General features: G+C 54.6%; 26 protein-coding genes and 1 pseudogene. 5 read left to right on the top strand and 22 right to left on the bottom strand.

Annotated features, from left to right (window positions below; genetic code table 11):
• Positions 1–24 precede the first annotated feature (24 nt).
• From AB7S84_RS06595 to AB7S84_RS06690, 20 genes and pseudogenes are all read right to left on the bottom strand, one after another.
• Positions 25–573, bottom strand: coding sequence for a bacterioferritin (locus tag AB7S84_RS06595; RefSeq protein ID WP_020875597.1), 549 nt, complete (start codon positions 571–573; stop codon positions 25–27).
• Positions 574–668: 95 nt separating this feature from the next.
• Positions 669–908, bottom strand: coding sequence for a hypothetical protein (locus AB7S84_RS06600; protein ID WP_020875596.1), 240 nt, complete (start codon positions 906–908; stop codon positions 669–671).
• A gap of 102 nt (positions 909–1,010) precedes the next feature.
• Positions 1,011–1,553: a DUF1523 family protein gene (locus tag AB7S84_RS06605; protein ID WP_040414337.1), complete on the bottom strand. Its 543-nt coding sequence runs from the start codon at positions 1,551–1,553 to the stop codon at positions 1,011–1,013.
• A gap of 263 nt (positions 1,554–1,816) precedes the next feature.
• Positions 1,817–2,188, bottom strand: coding sequence for a YkgJ family cysteine cluster protein (locus AB7S84_RS06610; protein ID WP_428153551.1), 372 nt, complete (start codon positions 2,186–2,188; stop codon positions 1,817–1,819).
• A gap of 87 nt (positions 2,189–2,275) precedes the next feature.
• Positions 2,276–3,109, bottom strand: coding sequence for a CvfB family protein (locus AB7S84_RS06615; RefSeq protein WP_020875593.1), 834 nt, complete (start codon positions 3,107–3,109; stop codon positions 2,276–2,278).
• 9 nt (positions 3,110–3,118) lie between these two features.
• Positions 3,119–4,183, bottom strand: a complete 1,065-nt coding sequence (gene hisC / locus AB7S84_RS06620; protein WP_020875592.1) for a histidinol-phosphate transaminase — start codon at positions 4,181–4,183, stop codon at positions 3,119–3,121.
• A gap of 177 nt (positions 4,184–4,360) precedes the next feature.
• On the bottom strand, positions 4,361–5,164 hold the full coding sequence (locus tag AB7S84_RS06625; protein ID WP_200809281.1) for a sugar phosphate isomerase/epimerase family protein: 804 nt from the start codon (positions 5,162–5,164) through the stop codon (positions 4,361–4,363).
• Between the two features lie 67 nt (positions 5,165–5,231).
• Positions 5,232–5,789: an isochorismatase family protein gene (locus tag AB7S84_RS06630; RefSeq protein ID WP_020875590.1), complete on the bottom strand. Its 558-nt coding sequence runs from the start codon at positions 5,787–5,789 to the stop codon at positions 5,232–5,234.
• Between the two features lie 118 nt (positions 5,790–5,907).
• Positions 5,908–6,963: an arabinose dehydrogenase gene (locus tag AB7S84_RS06635; RefSeq protein WP_020875589.1), complete on the bottom strand. Its 1,056-nt coding sequence runs from the start codon at positions 6,961–6,963 to the stop codon at positions 5,908–5,910.
• Between the two features lie 57 nt (positions 6,964–7,020).
• Complete coding sequence (locus AB7S84_RS06640; RefSeq protein ID WP_020875588.1) at positions 7,021–7,386, bottom strand: hypothetical protein; 366 nt, start codon at positions 7,384–7,386, stop codon at positions 7,021–7,023.
• 281 nt (positions 7,387–7,667) lie between these two features.
• Positions 7,668–9,392, bottom strand: coding sequence for a Na/Pi cotransporter family protein (locus AB7S84_RS06645; protein WP_428153556.1), 1,725 nt, complete (start codon positions 9,390–9,392; stop codon positions 7,668–7,670).
• Positions 9,393–9,513: 121 nt separating this feature from the next.
• Positions 9,514–10,578, bottom strand: coding sequence for an anthranilate phosphoribosyltransferase (trpD, locus tag AB7S84_RS06650; protein ID WP_020875585.1), 1,065 nt, complete (start codon positions 10,576–10,578; stop codon positions 9,514–9,516).
• A gap of 84 nt (positions 10,579–10,662) precedes the next feature.
• Positions 10,663–11,619, bottom strand: a complete 957-nt coding sequence (locus tag AB7S84_RS06655) for an arabinose dehydrogenase (RefSeq protein WP_020875584.1) — start codon at positions 11,617–11,619, stop codon at positions 10,663–10,665.
• Positions 11,620–12,034: 415 nt separating this feature from the next.
• Positions 12,035–12,523, bottom strand: coding sequence for a DUF5658 family protein (locus AB7S84_RS06660; RefSeq protein WP_020875583.1), 489 nt, complete (start codon positions 12,521–12,523; stop codon positions 12,035–12,037).
• A 48-nt stretch (positions 12,524–12,571) separates the two neighbouring features.
• Complete coding sequence (locus tag AB7S84_RS06665; protein ID WP_020875582.1) at positions 12,572–13,330, bottom strand: dienelactone hydrolase family protein; 759 nt, start codon at positions 13,328–13,330, stop codon at positions 12,572–12,574.
• Between the two features lie 254 nt (positions 13,331–13,584).
• Positions 13,585–14,274, bottom strand: a complete 690-nt coding sequence (locus AB7S84_RS06670) for an NUDIX hydrolase (RefSeq protein ID WP_020875581.1) — start codon at positions 14,272–14,274, stop codon at positions 13,585–13,587.
• A gap of 10 nt (positions 14,275–14,284) precedes the next feature.
• Entirely contained in the window at positions 14,285–15,358 is a 1,074-nt protein-coding gene (locus AB7S84_RS06675; protein WP_020875580.1) for a calcium/sodium antiporter, read from the bottom strand.
• Between the two features lie 18 nt (positions 15,359–15,376).
• Positions 15,377–15,511, bottom strand: a pseudogene (locus AB7S84_RS06680) (hypothetical protein); the annotation flags it as partial.
• 79 nt (positions 15,512–15,590) lie between these two features.
• Complete coding sequence (locus AB7S84_RS06685; RefSeq protein WP_020875579.1) at positions 15,591–16,973, bottom strand: MBL fold metallo-hydrolase; 1,383 nt, start codon at positions 16,971–16,973, stop codon at positions 15,591–15,593.
• A 235-nt stretch (positions 16,974–17,208) separates the two neighbouring features.
• On the bottom strand, positions 17,209–18,933 hold the full coding sequence (locus tag AB7S84_RS06690; RefSeq protein WP_428153562.1) for a transporter substrate-binding domain-containing protein: 1,725 nt from the start codon (positions 18,931–18,933) through the stop codon (positions 17,209–17,211).
• An 823-nt stretch (positions 18,934–19,756) separates the two neighbouring features.
• Here AB7S84_RS06690 and AB7S84_RS06695 point away from each other — a divergent pair.
• From AB7S84_RS06695 to AB7S84_RS06705, 3 genes are all read left to right on the top strand, one after another.
• Positions 19,757–19,888: a hypothetical protein gene (locus tag AB7S84_RS06695; protein WP_257785906.1), complete on the top strand. Its 132-nt coding sequence runs from the start codon at positions 19,757–19,759 to the stop codon at positions 19,886–19,888.
• Positions 19,889–19,909: 21 nt separating this feature from the next.
• On the top strand, positions 19,910–21,202 hold the full coding sequence (locus AB7S84_RS06700; RefSeq protein WP_020875577.1) for a phosphate porin: 1,293 nt from the start codon (positions 19,910–19,912) through the stop codon (positions 21,200–21,202).
• Positions 21,203–21,313: 111 nt separating this feature from the next.
• Complete coding sequence (locus AB7S84_RS06705) at positions 21,314–22,171, top strand: aspartate/glutamate/uridylate kinase (RefSeq protein ID WP_020875576.1); 858 nt, start codon at positions 21,314–21,316, stop codon at positions 22,169–22,171.
• Positions 22,172–22,278: 107 nt separating this feature from the next.
• Here AB7S84_RS06705 and AB7S84_RS06710 read toward each other — a convergent pair whose 3' ends face one another.
• Positions 22,279–22,497 carry a hypothetical protein gene (locus AB7S84_RS06710; protein ID WP_020875575.1) on the bottom strand — a complete coding sequence of 73 codons (219 nt, stop codon included), beginning with the start codon at positions 22,495–22,497 and terminating at the stop codon, positions 22,279–22,281.
• A 135-nt stretch (positions 22,498–22,632) separates the two neighbouring features.
• Between AB7S84_RS06710 and AB7S84_RS06715 the strand changes: the two genes are divergently transcribed.
• A complete protein-coding gene (locus tag AB7S84_RS06715) occupies positions 22,633–22,938 on the top strand; it encodes a helix-turn-helix transcriptional regulator (protein WP_428153566.1) in 306 nt (101 codons plus the stop codon).
• Here AB7S84_RS06715 and AB7S84_RS06720 read toward each other — a convergent pair.
• Positions 22,925–23,701, bottom strand: a complete 777-nt coding sequence (locus AB7S84_RS06720) for a hypothetical protein (protein WP_020875573.1) — start codon at positions 23,699–23,701, stop codon at positions 22,925–22,927. The two genes, AB7S84_RS06715 and AB7S84_RS06720, sit on opposite strands and share 14 nt — an antisense overlap.
• Positions 23,702–24,251: 550 nt before the next feature.
• Between AB7S84_RS06720 and wtpA the strand changes: the two genes are divergently transcribed.
• Positions 24,252–25,235, top strand: coding sequence for a tungstate ABC transporter substrate-binding protein WtpA (wtpA, locus tag AB7S84_RS06725; protein WP_020875572.1), 984 nt, complete (start codon positions 24,252–24,254; stop codon positions 25,233–25,235).

Raw genomic sequence — 25,235 nt, forward strand, 5'->3', positions numbered from 1 at the left:
TTCATCGGCTCTCCCTCGTGAGGACTATTCACCACTGCCCGCTACGGCAAAGCCTTTGGGGGTCAGCCCGGTGGAGGAAGGTGTCCCGGCGATTTGGGCGAGGTATATATCCCCCAATTTCTGAATATGTTCATTGACGCTGTCAAAATAATTGTAGTGGGTCTGCTCTTCGTCAATGATGGTTTCAAAAAGTTTTACACTGATGCTGTCCCCGTTTTCCCGGCATACCAGGAGAAACTGATTGTAGACATCGATGGTGTCGTCCTCCAGTTCGGCGTCAAAGGGGAAAACCGTTTGGACCGGTTGACCTTTCTCCACCGTGCCCTCGTAGGTCGTGACCGGTTCACCCCCCAGTTCCTTGATGCGCTCCGCGAAATTTTCAGCGTGCCGCATCTCGTCGATGGCGATCAGCTTGATTTTGGCGGCCATGTCGCCGTAATCCATGTCATCCAGATTATAGTGCTGGTTCATATACTGATGGATGGCCAGAAGCTCCATGCCCCGCGCCTTGTTCAACACTTCGATGACCTTGTTTCTTCGATCTTCTTTCGTGTTTTTGATCGCTTTCGCCATTATCGATCTCCTTTGTGGGAATGTTGAGGTTTGATGTTTTCTCCATATTTAAATCAATATACGCCAAAATGCAAAAAATCGATGAAAAAAGGGATTCATCCGTCGCCGTTTGTCGCGGCCTCGTAGCCTTCCGGTGTCAGGAAAGCGACGGTCTTCGTTTCGTTGATGTCGACCAGACCCTCCTGGAACAGCGCCTTGAGGGCGGCGAGCGTATCGCCCGGCGACAGGGGCAGGGCCGCCACGATGTCGCTGATATCCAGGATGCCGGGGGGGCCTTTCAAGTCCCACTCCCTGGCGAGAAGCGCCAGAACCTTGTGGCTGTTGGATTCGGACATGGGGTTCTCCCAATGAATTTTTGTATAATGTGATGCGCTCCGGGTCGCTCTATCTGCCGTCTGAGTGCGGATCGCAGACCCGAAAGCGACATTTCACATTGATCAGGGGATACGATTCCGGTTGAAAAAGAGTCTGAGCTTGCGATAGGCCAGAGCCCCTGAAATGAGGAGCGCGATAATAAAAACAATATTGAATACAGGATAATGTGTATAATCTTTTTCCACCGTCTTCAGGCTCACGGCATTGGGAAACATGGAAAAAATCCGGACACGCCAGCCATAGTAGGTGATCCGGACAAAGGGTTTCGCGGGGTCGGTTGCGAAGGACTGGGCCTGGGCCGTAAGATCCGCGCTGTCAAATTTGAAATACGGCGGCCACCCCCAGCCCGTATCCTCATTCCGGAACACCATGATCTTGCCGTCTCTGGACAAGGCGTTGATAAAGCGAACGTCATGGGTCCGGACAAGGGGTCCTTTCCCGGGATCGCCGGTTTGAGGGGTCACGCCTCCGGTGCCGGCGCTGTCCGCCCGTTTCACATCCGTTCCCGTGATCTGAACGACCGCGGTTCGGGGCAAATTGTAATGAAGAAACAGGGCAATCACCACGACAGCGGCAACGCCGGCTACGATCTTGACTTTCTGCATGGCACCCATGGCAACTCCTTTGTCAATGAGGAAGCGAATATCGGGTTTTTTTACTCAACGTTCGACTTTCACAGGCCGGTGCCGGGAGGATACGGCACCGCTTTCCGGTCACCACACGAAAGTCGACAGTTGAATTTTTTACATCTCGGTGTAAGCGTGTCCCCCAGTTATGATATTTCCAGTATCTATCTGAAAGTGCCGGTTCTCTATACAGGTGGTTGCCGCATTGGCACATTTTGCTGCCGAGAAAGAATGTGCCGATATTACGCCGGCTCTCGAATACCGGGGCATTCGTCCTTTGGGGGACAATTCCGATAACGGTCCCAGAACGGAAAGGTGCGGCACTGCATCGGCCGGACCGGATAGATGCGGCAGCGAGCCTTGGGTGTCATCTCCAGAAAAACACATTGGAACCCTGTCCCGACCTGCCGTTCACCAATCGAAAGCCTGTTGTCAACCCGGCGGATACAGGCCTCCATGAAATCAATGGGATTGGCGCCCAAAAAGCGAATGATGGATTGAATCTCCCGTTGGTTGACCCAGATATATCCGGAATCTCCCCTGCAGCACCGCCCCCCGCAGTCGGCGCAGGCCCCAGGATCGAACCCGAAATCAAAGCCGCTTTTCAACATCATATCAGTGGTCGTCTCTGTCTTCATTTCGGGTCGATGTGTTTACAGACCGTCCATTTCCAGACGGTTTCCCTGGGCGTGCCGCAAACCTCAGGCATCCTTCAGGCGAATACCGTCATCCCGGATCTCAATGACGCCTTTTTTGTAGAGTCCCCCGATGGTTCGCTTGAATTCCTTTTTGCTCATGGCAAAGAGCCTCTCGATCTTCTCGGGGGTGCTCCGGTCATGACAGGCGATGAAGCCGCCCGATCGTCTCAAGGCATCCATGATCTTCCGGCTCGATCCGGACACTGAACCATATCCCGGCGGTTTCAGGGAAAGGTCCACCTTGCCGTTCTCCCGGATCCGATTGATGTAGGCGACGCGCTCGTCGCCGATGGTCAACGGCTCGTAGGTTTCACTTCGGTAGAGGAGCCCCGTGTAGCGTTGATCGACAACGGCCATGATACCGATCCGGGTAAGGCTGTAAACCAGAATCCGCACCCGCTGTCCACGGACCAGGTCTCCGGGCGGCGGCTCACAGTTCGCCGCGATCCGGGTAGTACCGTAGACGCGGTTCGTCCGGGCGTCGAGGCAGACCTTGACGACATACTTCCGACCGACCTTCATTCGCGCCTGCTGCTCGCTCCTGGGGACAAGAAGGTCCTTTTCGAGTCCCCAGTCCACGAAGGTACCGAAGGGCACCGTCGACCTCGCCTCGAGAAAGGCGAATTCCCCCACGATCGCACGGGGCGCCAGGGTTGTGGCTATCGGTCGATCCTCGGAGTCGGTGTAGACGAAAACCCTCAGACGGTCCCCTACCTTCACATTTTCCGGAACGTATTTGGACGGCAGTAAAACCTCTTCCGCTTTAGGGTTGAGATAAAGACCGAAATCGACCTTTCTCTCCACGATGAGTTCGTTGTATCTGCCGATCTTGAGCATGTATCCTTCCTACCGATCTTCCAAAATATGTATCAACGCCTGAGAGAGTTGAACAGTCTCCTCGTCGGTGCCGATGGAAATCCTGATGAACTGATCGATGCGATGCCCCTGGAAGTGTCGCACCAGGATACCCTTCTCCCGCAGGCGGCCGGCCAGGACTGCGGCATCCCATTTCGGGTGGCGGGCGAAAACAAAGTTGGCGGCTGACGGCAGAACCGTAAACCCCATACCCCGGAGGGCCGCCGTCAGCGCCTCCCGTGTACGGATCACGGTCTGTCGGGTCCTGTCGAAATGGTCCTGATCTTCCATTGCCGCCACGGCGCCGGCGATGGCAAAACGGTCCAGCGGGTAGGAGTTGAAGCTGTTCTTGATCCTTTCCAGAGCTTCGATGAGCTCCGGGGATCCAACGGCAAACCCGACCCGAAGACCCGCCAGGGACCGGGACTTGGAGAGCGTCTGAATCACCAGAAGATTGGGATATCGCGCCACCAACGGAACGGCGGTTTCTCCGCCGAAATCGATATAGGCCTCGTCCACCACCACCACGGATGTAGTATTCCGAATCAAAAAGGCCTCGATAACGGAAAGCGGCATAAGCCGCCCCGTGGGTGCATTGGGGTTGGCGAAGACGACGCCGCCGTTGGGTCTCAGATAATCCTCGAGATCGATGTCGAAATCATCGGTCAAGGGAACGGTCTCATACGTGATCCCATAAAGCCCGCAGTAGACCGGATAAAAGCTGTAGGTGATGTCCGGAAACAGGAGGGGATCAGCGTGCTTCAACAAGCCCTGGAAAGCGTGGGCCAGGGCCTCGTCCGAACCGTTGGCCGCAAACACCTGGTTGGGATGAACGCCGTAATACGCGGCCACCGCTTCCTTGAGCCTATCGGCATTGGGATCGGGATAGAGGCGCAGCGTATCCGCCGCCTCGGTCCGGAGGGCCTCCAGAACCCTGGGCGAAGGTCCGTAGGGGTTCTCATTGGTATTCAATTTGATCAGGTTCGGAACCTTGGGCTGCTCCCCGGGAACATAGGGTTTGAGCTCCCGAACGGTTTTGCTCCAGAAACGACTCATGATGCCTTCAGCGATAAAGGGGTTGAAGATCTTGCCGGGATCGGCGGGGATTTCGAATACGCATGACCCCCGGCGATTCAAAAAATTTTATAATAACAAACTCAGTCTAAAAAAGCAATGTTCCAGAAACCGGACACCGCTATCCGCTCACCATCATGAAAGTCGAAAGTTGAAGATTTAAGAAAACAGACGTTCCAAGGCTTTTCGACTCTCCACCAGGGTAGTCCGATCCGGATCGAATATTTCAAGCGTCACGGTGCCGTCGTAACCGGAGCGTCTCAAGGCTTCGGCTGTCGCATTGAAGTCCAGGCTCCCCTGCCCCACCGGCAGGTGTTCATCCCGACGGCCGTTGTTGTCGCTGATGTGCAGATGGTGAATACGGTCGGCAAATGTCTTGATGAATTCCAGAATTCGCGGCATGCCGTCTTCGCCGATATGGGCGTGGCCGATGTCGAGGGTCATGGCCAGCTCCGGAAATCGTTCAAACACATCGCCGAAAACTTCCGGCGTGCTGAAAGGAGAGATTTTAGGAAACAGGTTTTCAAGGCAAAGCTGAACGCCGAAGGACTTTCCCGCGCTTACAATGCGCTCCAGGCTGTCCAGAGCATGTTCCCGCCAGAGTTCCGGTACATGGATGGAAAGACCGTTCATATAACTGGGATGAAGAACGGCTTTAGCGGCACCAAGCTCGGCGGCAAGCGCCAGGGAGGCCGTGGTCTCCTCCACCGAAACGCGGCGAAGGCTTTCGGTCAGGTCGGCCGTGGACAGGAATGTGGGGAGATGACAGACGATACCCATGCCATATCGATCAAGGGCCTCGCGAACAGCGGCCTGCTCCCGACGCACCTGGGTATGATGGGCCAGAGGGGGATCCATGGCCAGTTCAAGGTAGTCGAACCCGAGACGACCGAAGACGGCTATCTCTTCCAGAACAGGTTTTACCGGAAAATTAGTGGCACCGTATTGCATCGATGTTGTCAAAACCTCTCATGTGCCCGCCTTGAAACGTTCGACGGGGTTGGGGGCGAGTATTCGTTTTTGCGGCCCGTTATTTGACGATGGGGAGGATTCTCCGGAAAGTGTCCGTATTGGAGCGGTGCGCCCACTGAAAAATAACGGTTTCAGCCGAACTGATCACCGCGCCCGCCTGCCGCAATATATTGACGGCGATATCCCGGTTTTCGGTTGTTCGGGAGGCCACGGCATCAGCGGCGAGATGCACCTGAAAGCCTGCGTTTATCAGGTCCAGGGACGTCTGAAGAACGCATACATGCGTTTCCATGCCGACCACCACGATCTTGCGACGATGAAATCCGTGAATGGTTGACAGGAAGTCCGGTTCCAGACACGCGCTGAAAGCCTCTTTCTGAAACACCATGGGCGTTTTGATTTTCCGGATGACTTCCGGAATGGTTCCGCCGAGCCCTTTTCGGTATTGCTCCGTCAGCAGAACAGGAACGTGGACAATCTGGGCGATCTCTATCAGCCGGATGACCTCGCGGGCGATCTTTTCCCATGAGGAAATCACATTGAGCATTGCCTGTTGAAAATCGATGATCAAGAGCAGACTGTCTTCATGGGTCGCCACCAGGTCGTGTCGAATCAAAATAATGACCTCCTATCCAGTTTTTCCGCATTCACGAAATCCCGCAAATGCCGTATGCATGTCTTCCCCGCATGGAACCCGGTGACCGACGCGGCATCCCAGTCGCCGGAACATTTCTTCAAGAGCCGGATCCCTCCGCCACATCGATCTGGAGAACCTTCGCTCCCCGAATTCTCCTCGTTCTGAGCTCCATCAGGGCCTGGTTGACACCTGCCAGGGGGAATACCTGCACCTCGGGCCGAAGCGCCATTTCCGCAGCCAGGGAAAGAGATTCCACAACATCCCTGCGGGTCACGTTGGCCACGCTCTTGATCTCCTTTTCCATCCAGAGATGAGTGGGATAGTCCAGCGATAAGAGACGATCCTGATCGCCTTTTTCTTTTCCAATGGCGTTGATAACGAGACGCCCGCCGGGGGCGAGATGCTTCAACGCTTCCAGCACCGGAAACCAGGCGGGTGTGGTATCGATGATCGCGTCTGGAGGCTCCGGAGGCGCAGCCGCCGTATCTCCGACCCATGACGCCCCAAGTTCCAGAGCAAAGCTCCGCTGACGCTCGCTCCTTGCGAAAACAAAAACCTTCACGTGGGGATACCGGTACCGGACCATCTTGAGGACGATGTGGCCTGATGCGCCGAATCCGGTCAGCCCCAGAATTCGAAGGTTTTCGGGGCCCGCCAGCATCAGGGACCGGTATCCCACGGCCCCCGCACACAGGAGCGGCGCCGCCGCAATATCTGAAAGATCCTCGGGAATTCGGCAGGCAAATGCCTCGGGCACCGTCATATACTCGGCGTAGCCACCGTTTACGTCCCTGCCGGTGGCCCTGAAATTCCGGCACAGATTCTCGAGGCCCGACCGACAGTACCGGCATGTGCCGCACGCGGAATGAATCCAGGCCACGCCGACCCGGTCCCCGGGACGATAGCGACCGGCGCCGTGTCCGATCGCCGCCACCCGACCGACGACCTGGTGCCCCAACACGACAGGCAGAACAGGGGGAGGCGTGCGGCCCTCGATTTCGTCCAACTCCGTATGGCAGACCCCGCAGGCGGAAACCCGGATAAGGATCTCTCCGGCAGCGGGATCGGGAACCGGCAGTTCCGCCGGTTTCAGGGGCGCCGGATTTTCCCTGAGATCGACCAGCTGTTCCAGCAGCATTGCTTTCATCATCATGGCGCTTCTCCCATCAGCCCTGTTCCGTATCGCTTTTTTCGGTGCCCTGCCGCCCCGTCAGTCCGTCGGGTCTTCAAAGATCGTGTAACGAATCTCCCCGTTTACTTTGCAGGCCCTTGCCAGCGCCATGTGTCGCAACGTTACGAAATTGTCACGAAATTCCGCTTCAGAGATGGCGAGTTCGCCGCAGATTTGCGCCTGGCTCAAAGGGCCGCGCACCTTGATGGTTTTCAGTATTTTTTCCTGAAGGGGCGTCAGCCGCATATCCTGGGATGCCGTTCTCGTCGCGCTGTAAACGGCCCACGGGTCACAGGCTTTGGGGGCCGTCATGACATCCATGTAACAATCCTCGCACAGTTTGCTGCCGGCATGGTCATAGGTATCCTCGGGCGTCATTTCAGCCCCGCATTTTTCACATTTCATGACATTCCTCCATCACTCGATGTCCGTCACAAATTTGAGTATACCGCTTTTCCCTGCCTGAAACCTACTGGAACGAAACGCGTTTTTCAAGACAGAAATCCCCGACAGGCAAATAAACACAGTCTTATCCGCCGGCGCGACGAAACCCCCGATGGGTCCCACGGCCGTAAGCATGACCATCACCGCAAGAATAACGGCTGCAGCCATGGGGGAGAATGGATTATCCTCATTTATACAGCCCTTCAGGCCGCCTCCCGGCATGCCGATATGGTGAGGCAACCTCAAGCGAGCGTCTCCCGGGGCTTCATCTTTTCAGCATCCATGGTCTCTTTCATGTCCATGGCCCGGTCGAAGTCATGGACCTGGTCCTGGGTCAGAAGCAGGTCCTTCATGCTGTATAGCTGCATCCGACAGGATTGCGTGAAAAGTCGATTGACGAGGAGAAGGGAGGCGATTTCCATCTCGTGAATCTTCTGATCGGCCACCGCTTTTTGGGTGTTTCGGATGAATCCCTCGTCGGCCTCCTCGATCAGGGTATAAATTTTCAACAGGCTTCGATACATTTCCTCGCGGTCGGTCATGGAAAGAATGCGGAACATACCGTGGTAGAGTTCGACGAGCCGCTTGCGGAACAGCTTGTACTGGGCGTTGAGATAGGGATTTTCCGAGGCGTCGAATTCTTCCATATTCAACCGGATGCCCTTGAAATTCTTGATGGAATTCATGATATTGCGCGAGGCGTAGATCACTCGTTCCAGTTCCTTGGCTTCGGACTCGTGAAGCTTCTGGGCCTGAACCTTCGAATAGAAGGTGAATATGGCGGCGTGGAGCAGCTTGATGTTCTCGTAGAGCTCATCCAGGGTGTACTTCCGCTTCTCGTTTTTTTCAAAGGGGGTGTCCTCGTCGAACACCAGTTTTTCGTCGATCTGGAGCAGCCGGAGATTGTATAGCTGGCACTCCTGCAGGAGATGGCCGACCTCTTTCCTGAGGGCGGCATCGGCGGCATCGGTGACCTCCGCCGGGGTCTTGTCGAGATATTCGGTAAGAATCGTCTTGTAATCGGGATACAGTCGGATGAGCGCCCGGGAAAGCAGCCCTACAAAAGGAAAGAAGATGATGACCCCCAACAGATTGAACAGGGTATGAAAAAGGGCCAACGCCGTCAGGCTGTCGGCACCGACGTCCACCAGTACCCCGATGAACCGGATCAGCCCCGGCAGATTGAAAAAGGCCACCGCCCCGGTCACGGCATTGAAAACCAGGTGGCTCAGCGCCACCCGTTTCTTGGCCTGCACGCCCCCAATCGCGCCCAGAAGAACGGTGATGGTCGTCCCGATATTGGCGCCGATGACCATTGCGGCTCCGATGTCGAAGCTGATCAGCCGGCTGTGCAGTGCCGTAAGTACGATTGCGACAGCAGCGGCGCTGGCCTGCATGAGGGCCGTTGCCATAGCGCCGGCCAGAAGATAGAACCACGGTCCGTAGTCGGGGATTTGGGTCAGGCTGAAGGTCTGGGCGAAATTCTCGACGCTGCCTTTCATGTAGTCGAGACCGAGAAACAGAAACCCGAACCCGATGACCAGACGGCTGACGAAGAACAGCCGGGTTGCAGGCCTGAAAAAAATCAGGCCAACGGCCCCCATCCCGATAAACGGGAGGGCGAAACTCTCGATACTGACCTGAAATCCGACGGTGGCGACGATCCACGCCGTCAAAGTCGTCCCGATATTGGACCCCATGATGACCCCGATGGCGTTCTCCATGCGCATGACCCCTGCGCCGACAAAGGCCAGAACCATCAGCGAGACGGCCGAGCTGCTCTGCAAAAGGGCCGTCACCAAAAGGCCGCTCCCGATGGATCGCAGTCGGCCGTTGGTGTACATCCGGATAATCCGCCGGAACGCTCTGCCGGACAGGGACCTCACAGACTCTTCGATGAGGAGCATCCCGAACAGGAATATCCCCAGGCCCGCCGCCAATTTCCACACGTCCAAATTCGTCGTCATCACCGCCTCTATGCGCCCAATGCCCCCGATGAACCGGAGAATCCGTTCACGCTTACGGAAGGATACCGCTTGCCGGAAAAGAGGGTAAGCGAAAAGGGACTCAAAATCAATCCTCTCGTTGCTATCCCTGCTGGTATGCGATCAGCCGTTCCATCTTGTCACGGGCCTTTCCCTCGGCAAGGGCCTGCCTGGCCATCTCCGTTCCCTGGCGGTAGCTCTCGGCCGCCCCGGCAATATAGAGGGCGGCGGCGGCGTTCATGCAGAAGAAATCGGCTTCGGGCGTATCATACGCTCCCTGGAGGACCGCTTGGATTCGCCGGGCGTTTTCGTAGGCGGTCCGGCTGCTGGCAATGGCCGATATGGGAACCTGGCGGAGACCGAAGTCCTCCGGCGTGACCTCGTATACCTCGACAGCGCCGTTTTTGAGCTCCACGACGCGGGTGGCGCCGCTCAGGGAGAACTCGTCCATCCCCCGCTCCCTGGAGTTGCCCTCGGCCATGCCGAAGGGTGCCAGGGCGCTTTGCATGCCGATTTCCCGAAGTACGGCGATCAACTGATCACAGACGGCCGGGCTGTAAGCGCCGATGACGATAGCACGGGTCTGTCCGCAAGGCCGCGTCAGGGGACCGATGATGTTAAAGACGGAGGTAAACCTCATGGAGCGGATCAGCCGGGCCCAGCCCGATTTGAGGAAGGCCTCCCCCGACAGATAGCAGATGCCGTGGCGTTCGAGGCACTGTTGTGCTTTCATGAGGGGTGTGTTGAGGTCGATCCCCAGGATCTCCAGAATGTCCGACGCGCCGGAAACCCCCGTGACCAGACGTGCACCCTTCTTGGCGACGGCCAGACCGCATCCGGCGGCGATGACGGCCGCAGGCGTGGAGCAGTTGACGGTTTTGACGGCATCGGAGCCGGTGCCCACGATGTCCACTATCGGGCCGTCCACGGACACCTCGATCTTTGCAGTATCGTATCGGTCCAGGGCATCCCAGGCGCCGGAAAGCTCCTCGATGGTGGGTCCCCGTGCAATATGGGCCATCAGGAACGCCCCCTGCTGGAGCTCCGGCTGTTCGTTCAGGATAATCTGGCGGTAAATCTCCCGCGTCTCTTCACGGCTCAGACACTCTCCCGCCGCCACCCGGCAGATCTGGCGGCCGAACTGTCGCAACTCGATCTCTGACGTCATGACATACCTCGCTTTTCCCACGGACGGGCTGAAGTCCGGCAATGGAAACCGGGCATTTTCGGTGGCCCATCGTCCAGAGGGGATTCAAAAGTCAACAATGGTTTTCAACGCGAGACCATCGGCAACGGCAGGCAGCACCACGGGAACGGACGCCAGTGGAATCCGCGCTTCGATCAGCAGTTCCACCACATCCCTGAAATCGTCCAATATGCCGAGGGCGCTCGTCATCTGGGCACGCGTGCATCCATATGCCCCGCTCACCCGGAGCTGCCGGTAATGAATTTCGTTGAGAAGGGCAGCCGGTACGCGCCGGTCGTCGGTCAGGCCGCTGAACAGACAGAAACGGCCGCCGAAATCAAGGCGGGTCATTCCTTCGATGAAGGTTTCCGTCGAAGGCGCCGCGTTGATCACCACGTCATAGCGTTTCTGTTCACAAGGCAGCGCACCGATTCTCCGCCGGAAAGACTCGGTCCGCTGAAGCTTCTCCGGTCGGATCTCCTTCAAAAACGGCCGGCCGCCGCCGGCCTTCACGGCCATCGCCAGGAGCAGTCCCACAGGCCCGGCACCGTAAATGAGGACATTTTCATCAGGTGCCATGTCGGCCTGTTGGAGGGCGTTGACCGCACACGCCAGGGGCTCCGCGAGGACGGCGATGGATCCGGGAAGATCACCCGGTATCTCCAGAAGGCTTGAGTCGGGCACACGGACATACTCGGCAAACCCGCCGTCTTCGTGAAAGCCGATAATGCGCATCTCCCGGCACAGGTTCTCCGCACCCGTCCGACAGGGTTCGCAGCAGCCGCAGGATCTGCCCGGCCATACCACCGCGCGGCGGCCCGTTTTTTCCGAAATGCCGCAGATCTCGTGCCCCGGAATCCTCGGCAGCAAAAGATCCCGGTGGCCGATCCGCCACATCTTGGCGTCGGTCCTGCAGACGGCGCAATGGGTCACTTTAAGCACTGTTTCATCCTTGCCCGCCCTGGGCAGAGGAATTTCCGCCATCGCCAATTTACCGATCTTCTCCAATCTCAGCGCTTTCAAGACATCATCCCTTTCATCGAAGCCTATCGGTTAACATGTCCTCATGCCGCTGCTTCAAACACAATACCCGGCCGTCATGCCTCGGCAGGACAAACAGGACCTCTCCTAACGCAAAGCATCGAAAAGCGCAAAACAAAATATTTCTTGACCTGAACTTTCACGTGCACGGCATCGTCCAGGTTTTGACTCAACTTTCGACTTTCGTGACAATGGCTGGGGAGAGGTGGCGGGGGGCGTACGACCTGTCGGAAAACGTTCAGTACGAATCAGGGGATATGAGCCGGACCGTCGGGAGAAGGTTGGGGCGGTTGGCGATGCTCCGGGTGATCAACGGTATCTCGAGGGTCGCGGCATGAACACCGATGAAGGCTGATGTCGAAATCCGCCGCATTGGATTTTCGTCAGACACGATGCCTTATATCACGATTCGAATGACGAGGTACAGCTCCCAGGCGACCACCAGCGCGAACAACACCGCAAAATAGTTGAGCAGTTGCCGACCGTTCAGTCGTTGCCGCCACATAAAGGCATAATTGAGCAGCAGAACGATCACCACCGACGTCACCGTCAACCCGTATTTGACCCATATGAAAACATGTTCATTGATGTTAATGACATATGCCATTATCGGGTTGATTTCCACGGCGCCGTGGCTCAGGAGAAACAACGTCAGGAACGCATCGATGACGCTCAGGATCAACACCGCGGTAAACGTCATACCGATGGATGTGCCGTAATGATCCAGAAAAAAAAATTTATGACGGTCTTCCTCCCGACGCAGCCGGCGCCGACGACGGTATATCAGAAGCGCCTTGAAGGACGGAACGCTTTGTTGTCTCCGATCACGGCCGGATCGTCGATCCTGTTTTCCGTCATATGGTGTTCCGTCGGGAACGCGATTCATGTCAAAGGCCTTTCATACCCACCGCCATACTCACGAATTCCGTTTTTTTTATCGATCCAGGGTCTCGCCAAGGAATTCCGTGAAGCGTCTCCATGACTTCCGGTCGGCATCCTCCCGGTATCGATCCGTATCGAAAACCGTAAAGGCATGGGGGGCACCCCCATAGGTGATCATTTCGTGGGGGACGGCTTTTTCTTCGAGTTCACGCGCCAGCGTCGCAAAATCGTTCATGTCAACGCTTTCGTCCGCCGTACCGTGCAAAATCAGCAGGCTCCCCCGCGTCTTTCCGTAATCCTGGCCTTCCGGGGTGCTCAATCCGCCGTGAAAGGAAACAAACCCTTTCACGGCGGCGCCTGATCTCGCAAACTCGAGCACAGCGGTTCCACCGAAACAATACCCCATGACAACGGCGTTATCCACGGCGGCACCCTTTGATTTCGCCGCCGCCATAGCGCCGTAAATCAAAGAGCGCATCCTGGTGCGATCCTGATAAAGATCTCCGGTGTGCCGACGCTTGTCTTCCAGTTCGGTCGGTCGCACGCCCGCACCGAAAAGATCCGCGGCGAAAACCGCGTATCCCAGTTCCCCCAACATTTCGGCACGTTTCATCTCGTAGCCGGTGAGGCCGTCCCAATCATGGATCAACAAGACAAACGGGGCCTTGGGGGCCGGCATGACAAGATAACCCTGGTAAGGCTTTCCGTCGACATCGTAGGGCACATTGACACCTTCGGCTGCGGCATCGGTCGTCATCGACATCAGCTGCACTACGAGGAGAGCTGATAGAATAGATTTTATGGCTTTCATGGGACCTCCTGCAAGAAAATTTCCGTTATCGTTTGATCCGCCATGCCTGCAGGCCGTTCTTCGGTATACCGGCCGGCCGGCGCATATGACTTTACCGGGAACACAGCTGATAAAGTAATGATCCTTGTGGGTATGGGCAAGACGGATCGAACGACGCGCCGTCGGGGCGACAGGGCCCCGGGACTGTATCTGCCCGCTTCGACAGCGCCGACGGAAAAACCCTTCGCCGATGTCAAGGGGCGTTATCGATTTCCCTATTGCCGGGCGAAATAGGGCTGTTCGTAGTGGGCGACACGCCGGTCGTTTCCGAGAATCGCCACCTCCCTGAACTGGTAAATCATCGCCGCCGTAGGAGCCGCGATCCAGTTCTCACCGATGGGCATCAGCAATACGGGATGATCGCTGTCAGCAATTTTCTGCAGGATAGGGGCATCAGTACGCATAAATTCCACCAGGGGAATACGATGAATCGAAGCGACCTCGTCGGGATTGGCCTTCAGCGCAATGTTCCTTCCACCCCACACCACCACGGGCTTTATCGTGAACCCGGATCGCGTGCTGTAGTCGTCCAGTCGCCCGAGAATCCGATCCTCATGGAGCCTGAGCCCCACCTCCTCCTCGAGCTCCCGCAACGCCGTCTCCTCCGGCCGCTCCCCCGTATCCATCCGTCCGCCGGGCAGTGCCCACTGCCCGGCGTGTTTTCTCAGCTTCAATGCCCGCCTCGTCAGGAGGACGGCGGCATCCCCAGGCTGAGCGTCACTCCGGAATCTCTCGCTCACATCGGCATCATCTCCGATGTCCACCACCGTGATCGCGACCGCAGCCTGATGGTAGCCTTTTTTGTCGTGGGTTTGCCGCGTGAACCGATCCAGATTCGCACGGATATGCGCCAACAGATCCTCGTCGCAAAAAAGAGACGCCGTCGATAAACCTTCGTTCGCCACGCTGAACACCTCACTTGTTTCTGCGGCGTATTTCCCCCACCACGATATTGAACAGGGTCACCACCGTCAACGGTATCACGAAATACAGCATGACGGCGCTGAAAGTCGGCAATGCGTCATGGTGGGTTGCAGCCATCACCAGGTAAGCGGTATAGGCCGCGTAGTACCCCAACAGCAGCAAGCCTTCCCGGCGGCTGATCACGCCGCCGGTAAAAAATATGGGAAGGCATGCAAACGCCACCGCGACCATGACCGGAATATCGAAGCGGATTACCGCAGGCGGCACTTCAATGCCGGCGGGGGCGAAGGCGCTCGTCAATCCAAGCACCGCCATGATGTTGAAGATGTTGCTGCCGACGACATTGCCGACAGCGATGTCCCGTTCGCCGCGAATGGCTGCGATGACCGAGGTCACCACCTCCGGAAGGGACGTACCGGCCGCGACAATGGTCAATCCGATCACCAGTTCGCTGACGCCGATATGCCGGGCAAAGGCCACGGCACTGTCCACCATCCACCGCGAGCCGAGCACCAGCATCGCAAAACCCGCGATAATCAGTATAACATTTTTAAGACGACTCCCGGCGGCCGCGTCTTCGATCCCGAACGCCTTTTCGTATTCCCCGCTCACCGCTGCGCTTTCCCGACGACTCTGACTGATCAGAAACGAGAGATATACAACAAGCCCCACTACCAGTATGAGCCCGTCAATGCGACCCAGGTTGTCGTCCAGCGAGAAGATCAGAACAATTATCGAGAGGGCCAGCATCAAAGGGACGTCGAGCCGAACCAACTGCTGGGACACCGCGAGCGGCGATATCAACGCCGAAATGCCGAGGATCAGGAGAACGTTGAGGATGTTGCTGCCGACAACATTGCCGAGGGCGATGCCGGTCTGTCCGGAAAAAGTGGATTTGAAGCTGACCGCGAGTTCGGGGGAGCTGGTGCCAAAGGCGACCACCGTGAGCCCGATGACCAACGGTGATACGCCAAATGCGGCCGCCAGACGGGAGGCACCCCTCACCAGGGCCTCCGCGCCCACGATCAGGAGTGCCAAGCCGGCGATGAACAACACTGTCTCCATGGTGAATCGATCCTTATGTCACTTCAACTGACTGTCTTTGCCGCCGAGTCGATTGCACCCGGGAAAACTCGTCCGACGCGCTTCCGGCTGCTTCCGGCAAACGATGCACAACCGAACGCCGGGAATCGCCTTTCGGCGAGCCCCCGGAATATCATCGCCGCCCCTTCACAATACCTCATGCTTTCACCGCAGGGCAATCGATGTCCGGCCCTTGGTCTTCGGGCTGGTCAGGCTATACCTCGAGTCGATAACCGGCATTCAGCCATGCGGTAAGTCCTCCAGCCAGGCTGTGGACATGGGAAAAGCCGTCCTGCTTGAGCCGACTGGCAACAATGTTGGATCGATAACCGGTGCCGCAAACCAAGGTCACCTCCTCGTCTTTCGGCATATCCAGGCCGGTTGCCAATATATCGGTCATGGGCACATGCACCGAAGCTGCGATATGACCCTGGGCTCTCTCATCCGGTGTTCGCACATCCACGACACGGCCCGAATTCCGATGGTCCAACTGCTGCTTGAGCGCCTGGGCGGATATCGGGGACAGGCTGTCGATAGGCATACCGTGAGAAATCCATGCCGACATGCCCCCGGAAAGATATCCATAAATATTATCATATCCGATTCGATGAAGTTCAGTGGTCATCAGGTCATATTTCTCTCGATCATCCACTACCAGCAACAGATTGTCCAACGGCTCGATAACCATGCCGATCCAGTTGGCCATCTGTTTTTCGAACCCGATGTTGATCGCGCCCGGAATATGAAAACCGCCAAAGGCAGCCGTATCCCGGGTGTCAATGACGGTGGCCCCTTGTCGGCGAATCCGATCGAATTGATCCGGATTGAGCGTCTGTTCCAACGGACATCGCTCAAGAAGCGGCGCGCCTTGAATATTGGTATTGATGATATGGGTGAAGCTTTTGGGCCGCACCGGAAAAGCCCCGGCAATCTGGTCGTGAAATGCATCGAAACCCGACAGTCGAAGCACCGGCTGAGTCAGACGTTCATAACCGAGCGTACTGCTTGCCTTGGCGCTCAGCCCCTTGCCGCACAGAGACCCTTGCCCGTGGGCCGGAAAGACCTCCAGGTAATCCGGCAGACGCTGCAGTTTCATGTAAAGGGAATCGTACAGGTTTTTGACCTGTTCCTCCAGAATCTCCGCGCCGGCGAGATCGGGCCGGCCTATGGAACCGACAAACAGAAGATCGCCTGTAAGAATCATCCACGGTGCATCCGCACGTGCCTTGTCGGTTACCAGAATGGAAATGGCGTTCGGTGTATGGCCGGGGGTATAAATGATCTCGAGCTTGACCATTCCGAATTCGATCACATCGCCTTCTTTCAGCTTTTTGTGATCAAACGTCACCGGTGCATGTTCGCTGAAATAAATATCCGCTCCGGTACGGGATTTCAATTCCTGGTTTCCACTGACATGATCGGCATGTACATGGGTTTCGATAATATGGGTAATCTTCATCCCTTCATCCCGGGAGATATCCATGTAGTCCTGGACATCCCGCTTGGGGTCCACAACCACCGCCTGCCGCGCTCCCGGACAGCCGATAACATAGGAATTGCAGCCCAATCCTGGAACGGTAATCTGTTTGAAATACATTTTTCAACTCCTTGTGTTCATTATTGGATTTAAGCGCCTGTTCACAAAAGACGCCATTTGGCTGAATCTACTGTACCTGCGCATTTTGTCGGGTTAATATATTGACACATAGCGGATAAAATTTCAAGACATCGCCAATAAAGGCCTGGTGAAGAATCGTTCCTTGTAGCTTGAACGAACGCCGGGAAATGAATGAAAACACCTGCCGATGGGATGACGCCCGAACGGGCCGGCGTCATTCCTCAGCCGGCGGCAAAGGGGCTGGGTCGGGACGCGCCGGATCGCTTTTTTCGATATCCGCATCCGCTTTCGAGAATTCCGGATACAGCTTGTTGAGGCAATCCGGGCAGATGCCGTGAGAAAAACTGGCGTCCGTGTGCCTGGAAACATAATGCTCAACCTGATCCCAGTATCCCTCATCGTCTCTGATCTTTTTGCAGTTGGCACAAATGGGAAGGATTCCCCGCAGCGTTTTCACCTCCGCCAATGCAGCGCGAAGCTCCCTGACGACCTTTTCGCGCTCCGCCTCGGCATTCCTGCGATCCGTGATGTCGATGATCAGCCCTTCGATTGCCCGAACGGTGTGCGCATCGTCATAAATGAACACGCCCTGCTCGAAAACCCACTTGGTCTTTCCGTCGGCGGTAATAATGCGGTACTCCATGTGAGCCGCTTTTCCCTCGGTCTCGGCATGCGTCCAGGTCTGCCAGATCCACTCCCGCTCTTCCGGCGGAATCAGGTCTGCATAGGCCAAAACGCGGTTATGGAGCAGGTCCTCGCTTCGATATCCGGTGAGTTGAAGACAGCCCTCGGAAATAAATTCCATCGTCCATTGAGGATCAAAACGGCATCGATAGGCGATCCCGGGAAGGTTGGCCAACAGTACGGACTTGCTGCGCTCGCTTTCGTTCAAGGCGATATTGATCTTTTTCAGACGATAATTCCAGTAGAAGGAAATCCCGATGAGCAGCGCCAATACCCCTGCGATACGCAGCACAAAGGCATAATCCATCGGACGGACGATCTTCACATTGACATGCCGGTTGACGATGGACTCACGTTCCTCGTGCGTGATAGTGGCAATAGCTCGGTTAATGATGTCGCGCAGCATCGGCTCGCTTTTCAAGATACCCATGCGCAGATGATTGCCATATGACTCGGGAGCCTGACCGGCGATTTTCAGGTTGAAAAAACCTTCCTTCCGTATCGTATATGCGGCAATGATCAGCGGACGAAGGGTCAGATCCGCTTTTCGATGGGACACCGCTTCAAAGACCTCGTTTTCGGTGGGCACATTGACGATGGTGAGATTCGGAAAATCCTCACGCACCCGCTCTTCCGTCGAGGTTCCGCTCGGAAGAACGACGGATTCATCGGTCAACTGAGCCGCGTTCGTGATGAAGGGATGCTCTTCGCGGGTGATAAACACGTTCGGATCCAGGAGCAGCGGTTCGGTGAAGATCAGCCATTGCTCCCGCTTGGGCGTCTGATTCAGAAAAGGCAGGATCAACACTTCACCCGCTTTTGACATCGCAACGGCTTCATCCCAATCCCGGGCAACCACATAGGTGAAACGGATCCCCAGCCGTGCTTCTATGAGGCCCATCAAATCCTTTGCGATGCCGGTGAAATTGCCTTTATCATCCATATATTCAAAGGGCATCCAGTCTGGATCCGGACAGACCGTAATAGGCCCCGATTCGGCGAGATAGGCTTGCTCTTCTGGCGTAAGAACCACCCGCGGAAGTGATTCCATGGGTGCCGTTCCAGCCGCCTTTTTCCCCGCTTCGGGCGAACCCGCACCCGACACGACAGGATTGTAGTCATGCCATGCCCACCAAAGACATGTCGCCAGAATCAGCATCGCAGCGATGCCATGCCCCCATCGAACCGCATGCCGCATCGGTCGACGAAAGCGTGGATGGAGAATTCTCAAGGTCGTATCCAAAACCTGTCGCACTTTTTCACGCCTCAGCTCAAGTTTCTTCACTATGCCCCGCTGATATACGTCTAAAACGCTTGTGCCGATTCTTCTTGTCGTCGCAACAGGTCGGAAAAAGCATAGCGTAGACCACCTTTCCATGCTCCGGGGGCGACAGCATTCAAAGGCCTCGACACAATCCAATGCTGCGATCTGAGGTTAAGCCTACCCATATATCAGCGATCTTATCATGCCGTTCATGCCCCAGGTTAACAATGACGTCTATGCATCACCGATATACATCATGAGTATCTGCCGTCAAGGTCAATGCCGCTGATCAAGCCCGCAACTTGGCCGCCTCACCAAAATGTATTAATTGGAATTTATCATCTATTATTTTTTCAATACTACAATCTAATCGTTCAATAATTTCTTATATCCACTTATAATTACCTTTTATGACTTATACCCTTCTTGATTTAGGTTGACAATAACATGATGGGTAGCGTAACAAATCCCAATCCGTCACTATTTAATCTCGGTTATTTTAAACCGTTATAAGGTGTTTTTGAACCGTACAATCGGTTTTAATTGTTTCAGTGAAAAAAGTTTAGGTTACTACGTATAATATTTCAAAAAAACATCTATTTCCGGAAGAGGATAATCTTGAGAAAAGGAGATGCGCCATGTACAAACAGATACTCTTTATAGGTGCCTTCGCATATGGTGTCATGATCGCAGTTTTCAGCGTTGTCGCACCAACCGCGTAAGCCGCTTACCATCACATGAGAGAGATGGATTCGGATTACTTTTGTGACGGACGCAACCACAAAAATTACCCATGACCTGCTGCCCGGGATGAATGGGACAGTCCCCGGGGGCTCCGGACAACGACGGCCGGGTGGTGGATCCGACGGCGCAGCTGCGTATCTACTGGTCACTGAAGGAGTTGCAGGTGTTGATGGAGATCGGGATCGATCCTGAAAATACTTAGACGGGAAGGGAGGACAACGGCATGAAGGGAAAGTCAAATCTGATTGCGGTATTGACGGTTATATTGGCGGTCACTTTTTTCGCCACGGCGGTCAGAGCGGATCAGACCGAAAGACTGATCAAAATCCTGATCAAGAAAGGCATCATTACAAGTGAAGAAGCCGAATCCATAGCAAAGGAAATTGAGGCGGAGGAAGAACCATCAGCACCTGTAGCCAAGCAGGAAAAGCCGTCCGGTGACGAATGGACCCGGAACGTTGAGGTGGGCTACAAAAAAGGCGCCTATATCAAAACGACGGACGACCGCTATTCCCTGACCCTGAACGTTCGAACTCAAGGCCTGTTCAGTTATCGGGAACGGGAAGGTAAAGCGGACACGTCGACCTTCAGGGTGCGACGGGCGCGCGTTCTGGCCGGGGGCAACGTGTTTTATCCCTGGATGAAATACGGCACGCAAATCACTTTGGAAGGCGGTGACGCAGCCCTGCGGGATGCCTACATCGAAGCCGACTATTTTGACGCGGTTCAACCCAAGATCGGTCAGTACAAGCTCCCCTTTGACCGCGAATTCATGACATCGGCCTTCAACCTTCAGCTGATCGATCGGTCCATCGCCAGCAGCGAATTTTCCCTTCAGAGAGATATCGGTTTACAACTTTCCGGAAAATTTTTTCAGGACATGTTAACCTACCAGGCGGGCGTTTTCAACGGCAGCGGCGCCAATCAAAGCAATGTCGATCGTGATTTCATGTACATTGCCAGGTTGGTCCTGACCCCTTTGGGTCCCTATTCTTATTCGCAGGCTGCGCTGGATGCACCGGACACCCCGAAACTGGCCGTTGGTGTTGCAGGGGCGTATCTTCCCAACCTGGATCCCGGGGAAAGGAAAACACTGGCCGGCATACTGGGCGACACCGATGTCATGTCCGTGGAAAGCGATGTATATCAATTGACGGCGGATCTCGCGTTCAAGTATCAAAATGTTTCGGTGGAAGGCGGTTATCATTTCCGAAGCATCGATCCGGATGAAGCCACCCCCTTTGGAAAGGAAAGCGCTCAGGGCTTTTTTCTTCAGGGAGGCTATTTCGTCATTCCGAAGACGTTTGAGCTGGCGGCACGCTATGCTTACGTGGATCCGGATAATCCCGACAACAGCGGCGACAACGATGAACAGGAGTATACGGTCGGGCTGACCTACTATCTCAACGGTCACAACCTGAAACTCCAGGCCAATTATTCATTTTTGCAAACCGACACCGCGACCGACGATCAGGACGAACACATCGGGCAGGGAATGGTGACGCTTGCCTTCTGAACGGGGAACGAAGCAGCGTGAAAGACCGTAGACCTTTTATCGGGATCATGATATCGTTTTTCAAATCAGCTTCAACGCAATCTATTTTAACCGTTATGAAAGCAGATAAACGTGGCTAAATTGATAAAAGAGGAACCGGACAAGGGCAGGCTTCACATCGATTCGCCGTTGATGGGAGAGTCCCTGGTCAGCAAGAAACTGCTTGAACGCACCGAAGCTGCGGAATACTTCCGCATGCACCCGGATATCAACGTCATCAAAATCGGCGGGCAGAGCATCATGGACCGCGGCCGGACGGCGTTGCTCCCCATTTTGGACGTCCTGATAAAAGCCAAGGACAACCACAAGATACTGTTGATGACCGGCGGGGGAACCCGGGCGCGGCATGTCTATAATATTGGTGTCGACCTGGGCATGCCGACCGGGGTGCTGTCCAAACTGGGGGATAAGGTTTCCTGGCAAAACGCGGAAATGCTGTCGGTTCTGCTGGCAAAGCACGGCGGCGTCAAGATCGGCCATGGAGACAATCTGGAACAATTGACGATGTTTTGCCGATTGGGCTACATACCGATCACCTACGGCATCCCGCCTTACGGCTTTTTTGAACACCCGGCAGAATTTGGCTCGATTCCACCACACCGGACCGACTGCGGCGCATTTCTTCTGGCTGAAAATATCGGTGCGCGTTCCCTGATATTTCTCAAGGATGAAAAGGGCTTGTTCGATAAAGACCCGAAAAAGATCAACGAGTCCGAACGCGGAACCCTTGAATTCTTCAAACGGATATCCGCCCGGGAACTCATGGCGCTGGATCTGGACGACCTCATCGTCGAACGGCCTGTCCTGAGCCTGCTTCAGCGATCCAAATGTTTGAAGGAACTACAGATCATCGATGCATTGAGGCATCCTGAATATATACTGGATGCGCTTGAGGGAAAACACGTCGGCACCATCATTTACAAAGATTAGAAACGACAGACAACATCGGTCACATCATCTGCGCAGTTCCCTGATTCTGGGCATCCCGGACAACCGGATGCCCAGAATCATTTACACATTTCTCCATTTGCCAAATTTCAGTCCTGCCGGCCTTCACCGGTTTTCTGCCCCTGGCCGCCCTGCAGATAAATGATGTCAGCACCGGTCTCCCTGCTGATTTGATCAAGTTCAGTTTTGCGGATGTGGCTGACATAAACCTTGACATCCGAACCACTGACGCCAACGACTCGAAATCTTGGTTTTTTTTCACCCTTTTCGATTTTTCGTCTTTCGCGCACAAATATTTTTGTTGCCATGACACCCTCCCGGCTGATAAAAGATTATATGTTCTAAAAAATTAATATATCCTTAAAATACCTATGTCAAGAAAACAAAATACATCTGTTCATTTGGGTTCGAAAAAGACGGAACGGTATATACAGGCCTCTATATTGCTGTCCCTGAAAATCAAGCCGTCATACGGATACGAACTGATTCAGAAAATTTCCGTGTTCGGTTTTATAGAAGGTCAGGTGGCCCCTGGAATGATTTATCGTCATTTGAGGGAACTGGAAGAAAACGGGCTGGTGTTTTCGGAATGGGAAACGGATGGAGCCGGTCCGGCCAAAAGGGTTTACCAGCTCACATCCGAAGGTGTCGAAATCTTAAGCTTCTGGATTGATTATATGAAAAATCAAGCTCAAAAGCTTTTGCGGTTTGTCGAAATGTATGAAGAGATTAGCACTAAGCGGATTTGACCGTTTCGGTCTGCGTCAACGGTTTGTTTTTCATCGTTGAATGACCGTTTTTGATGCGCTTTCCGTCGATATTTGTCCAAATGGACTGCCCTTGAGGTCTGACGAGAAGCACAGGTCGATGACCGATCAGCCGCGGACGCAGCCAACCGTTAGTGATGACAATGTCACTGGGGACAGGAACTTTTGCATCCCGGTCAATCGACAGGGTTTCAATGCCGCTGTCTTTCAATTCGGATACGGTTGCCTGCGCAGGCCAGTCACGCAGATTTCTCAGCTCGATGAACCGCCCCGACCACCCCGAAAGGGTCAGCCCCACCGCCGCAACCGCACCGATAATACCATCATGGGTTCCGCCGTGACCCGAGAGATGGATATTCTTTGCAGTCTGAAGCGCCTGTTTCTGGGTGGATATCGTATGGGTGCAAGAACGGCCGTATTCAACGATATTTTCCAGATTCGAATCACATTCTGCCGCCACACACAAGCCGGGATCACTCCCCAAAGCGGCGTGACTTTCGATATGGGAAACGGCATCGGCGATCATCTGATCCAACATCGACAGGTCGGGTATTTCCACGATCATACATGCCGCACTGTTATGGGACGTGTACGGAATGGCGTCGCACACAAGAAGCTGTTGGCGCACGACGCCGATGCATTGAGATTCAACGGAAAGCTTTTGCTGAAACCATCTGACGAGCTTGCCCGTCCCATAAAGGGAATTGTGGGTATCCGTGTCATCAAAACCGAAATATGCTTTCATTCATACGACCTTTTAAATTTCAATAATCTTTTTAAGTTTCGACTTTCATGATGGTGACCGGCACCGGCCGATGAAAGTCGAAAGTCGAGTCATCTCTTTTAACGTTCAACCTGGCGTGCTTAAAACACCGAAAAGTGAGTTAGTATAGTTCAATATAGAGGTAAATTCAAACTGTATATCACGTATTCGAACAGAAACAATACCTATTGAGATTCTTCCCGAAGATCCCTTGATGCCGGGGGATCTGTCGCTCCTCGCGTTCTCACCATGATCTCTCGGGCTGATTTTTTGCAGACCACCAACATATCGACGATGGGTGGCATAGGAATATTGGGGCAATAAAAAAATTTTTTAAACAAAAAATCATGAAAATGCCCTGATATCAACCAATATTGACATCTATTCTTTTCCCGTGATAATGATATATAGATTAAAATGATGCTGTTTCATGATGCATGCCCCTTGAAACGTGAAAAGAATCCGAAAACCGGTCAAGGTGGCGGATTGACATTCCGATTTAACATCTAAAGGCCAATAAGGAGGTTCGAGCATGAAAAAAACAGCAACGATCACTATCCTGGTCTTTGCAGCGCTTTCCATTCTACCGTGGTCCCTGTGTAACGGCTTCGCCGAACCATCGGGAAATCTGGTCATATTTCATGCCGGAAGCCTTGCGCTTCCTTTTGAAACAATGGAAAAGGCTTTCGAGGCGAAATACCCGAAGGTTGACGTGCTGCGCGAAGCCGGCGGGAGTCAACAATGTGCGAGAAAGGTGACGGACCTCAAGAAACCCTGCGACATCATCGTCTCGGCGGATTATAAGGTCATCGACAAACTGCTCATCCCCGAGTACGCCGATATGAATATCCGTTTTGCCACCAACCAGATTGTGCTCTGCTATACGGACAAAAGCAGATACGCCAACGATATCAATGCCGAAAACTGGTACGATATCCTTCTTAAAAAGGATGTCGTATGGGGCCATTCAGATCCCGACCTCGATCCTTGCGGGTATCGATCCCTCATGGTACTCCAGCTCGCCGAAAAACACTACCAGGTGGATGGACTTTACGAGAAGATGATCGCCAACCGACCCAAAGAAAATATCCGTCCGAAATCGGTCGAACTCATCTCCCTTCTCCAGACGGGCAACATGGATTATGCATGGGAATACCTTTCCGTGGCGGTACAGCATGAGTTGAACTATATCGCTCTTCCCGACGAGATAAACCTTGGAAACTACCGTTATGACCATCTTTACCAGCAAGCGGTCGTCAAGGTCACGGGCAAGGAACCGGGTCAGTTCATGAACATCAAGGGAGAATCCGTTACATATGGGACCTGCATCATCAAGAACGCTCCGAACGCGGAAGCGGCGATCGCCTTCCTGGAATATCTGCTGAATCCGGAAGGGGGGCTCAAGATCCTCAAGGAGATGGGTCAACCGCCGTTTGTCCCCGGCAGAGTGCCAACACAAACGATGCAGGATCAACTTCCGAAGCGACTGCAGCCGCTGGTGGAAGTCAAACTCTGA

It is taken from the genome of Desulfococcus sp., assembly GCF_050178255.1.
GTDB lineage: Bacteria > Desulfobacterota > Desulfobacteria > Desulfobacterales > Desulfococcaceae > Desulfococcus > Desulfococcus multivorans.

Excerpts from the sequence above, each read along its gene's own strand:
- AB7S84_RS06645 (WP_428153556.1), bottom strand. The coding sequence starts at position 9,392 with ATGACGACGAATTTGGACGTGTGGAAATTGGCGGCGGGCCTGGGGATA.
- AB7S84_RS06610 (WP_428153551.1), bottom strand. The coding sequence starts at position 2,188 with ATGATGTTGAAAAGCGGCTTTGATTTCGGGTTCGATCCTGGGGCCTGC.
- AB7S84_RS06665 (WP_020875582.1), bottom strand. The coding sequence starts at position 13,330 with ATGAAAGCCATAAAATCTATTCTATCAGCTCTCCTCGTAGTGCAGCTG.
- AB7S84_RS06615 (WP_020875593.1), bottom strand. The coding sequence starts at position 3,109 with ATGCTCAAGATCGGCAGATACAACGAACTCATCGTGGAGAGAAAGGTC.
- AB7S84_RS06660 (WP_020875583.1), bottom strand. The coding sequence starts at position 12,523 with ATGAATCGCGTTCCCGACGGAACACCATATGACGGAAAACAGGATCGA.
- AB7S84_RS06600 (WP_020875596.1), bottom strand. The coding sequence starts at position 908 with ATGTCCGAATCCAACAGCCACAAGGTTCTGGCGCTTCTCGCCAGGGAG.
- AB7S84_RS06635 (WP_020875589.1), bottom strand. The coding sequence starts at position 6,963 with ATGATGATGAAAGCAATGCTGCTGGAACAGCTGGTCGATCTCAGGGAA.
- wtpA (WP_020875572.1), top strand. The coding sequence starts at position 24,252 with ATGAAAAAAACAGCAACGATCACTATCCTGGTCTTTGCAGCGCTTTCC.
- AB7S84_RS06720 (WP_020875573.1), bottom strand. The coding sequence starts at position 23,701 with ATGAAAGCATATTTCGGTTTTGATGACACGGATACCCACAATTCCCTT.
- AB7S84_RS06695 (WP_257785906.1), top strand. The coding sequence starts at position 19,757 with ATGGGACAGTCCCCGGGGGCTCCGGACAACGACGGCCGGGTGGTGGAT.
- hisC (WP_020875592.1), bottom strand. The coding sequence starts at position 4,183 with ATGAGTCGTTTCTGGAGCAAAACCGTTCGGGAGCTCAAACCCTATGTT.
- AB7S84_RS06640 (WP_020875588.1), bottom strand. The coding sequence starts at position 7,386 with ATGAAATGTGAAAAATGCGGGGCTGAAATGACGCCCGAGGATACCTAT.
- AB7S84_RS06675 (WP_020875580.1), bottom strand. The coding sequence starts at position 15,358 with ATGGAGACAGTGTTGTTCATCGCCGGCTTGGCACTCCTGATCGTGGGC.
- AB7S84_RS06595 (WP_020875597.1), bottom strand. The coding sequence starts at position 573 with ATGGCGAAAGCGATCAAAAACACGAAAGAAGATCGAAGAAACAAGGTC.
- AB7S84_RS06710 (WP_020875575.1), bottom strand. The coding sequence starts at position 22,497 with ATGGCAACAAAAATATTTGTGCGCGAAAGACGAAAAATCGAAAAGGGT.
- AB7S84_RS06605 (WP_040414337.1), bottom strand. The coding sequence starts at position 1,553 with ATGCAGAAAGTCAAGATCGTAGCCGGCGTTGCCGCTGTCGTGGTGATT.
- AB7S84_RS06700 (WP_020875577.1), top strand. The coding sequence starts at position 19,910 with ATGAAGGGAAAGTCAAATCTGATTGCGGTATTGACGGTTATATTGGCG.
- AB7S84_RS06685 (WP_020875579.1), bottom strand. The coding sequence starts at position 16,973 with ATGTATTTCAAACAGATTACCGTTCCAGGATTGGGCTGCAATTCCTAT.
- trpD (WP_020875585.1), bottom strand. The coding sequence starts at position 10,578 with ATGACGTCAGAGATCGAGTTGCGACAGTTCGGCCGCCAGATCTGCCGG.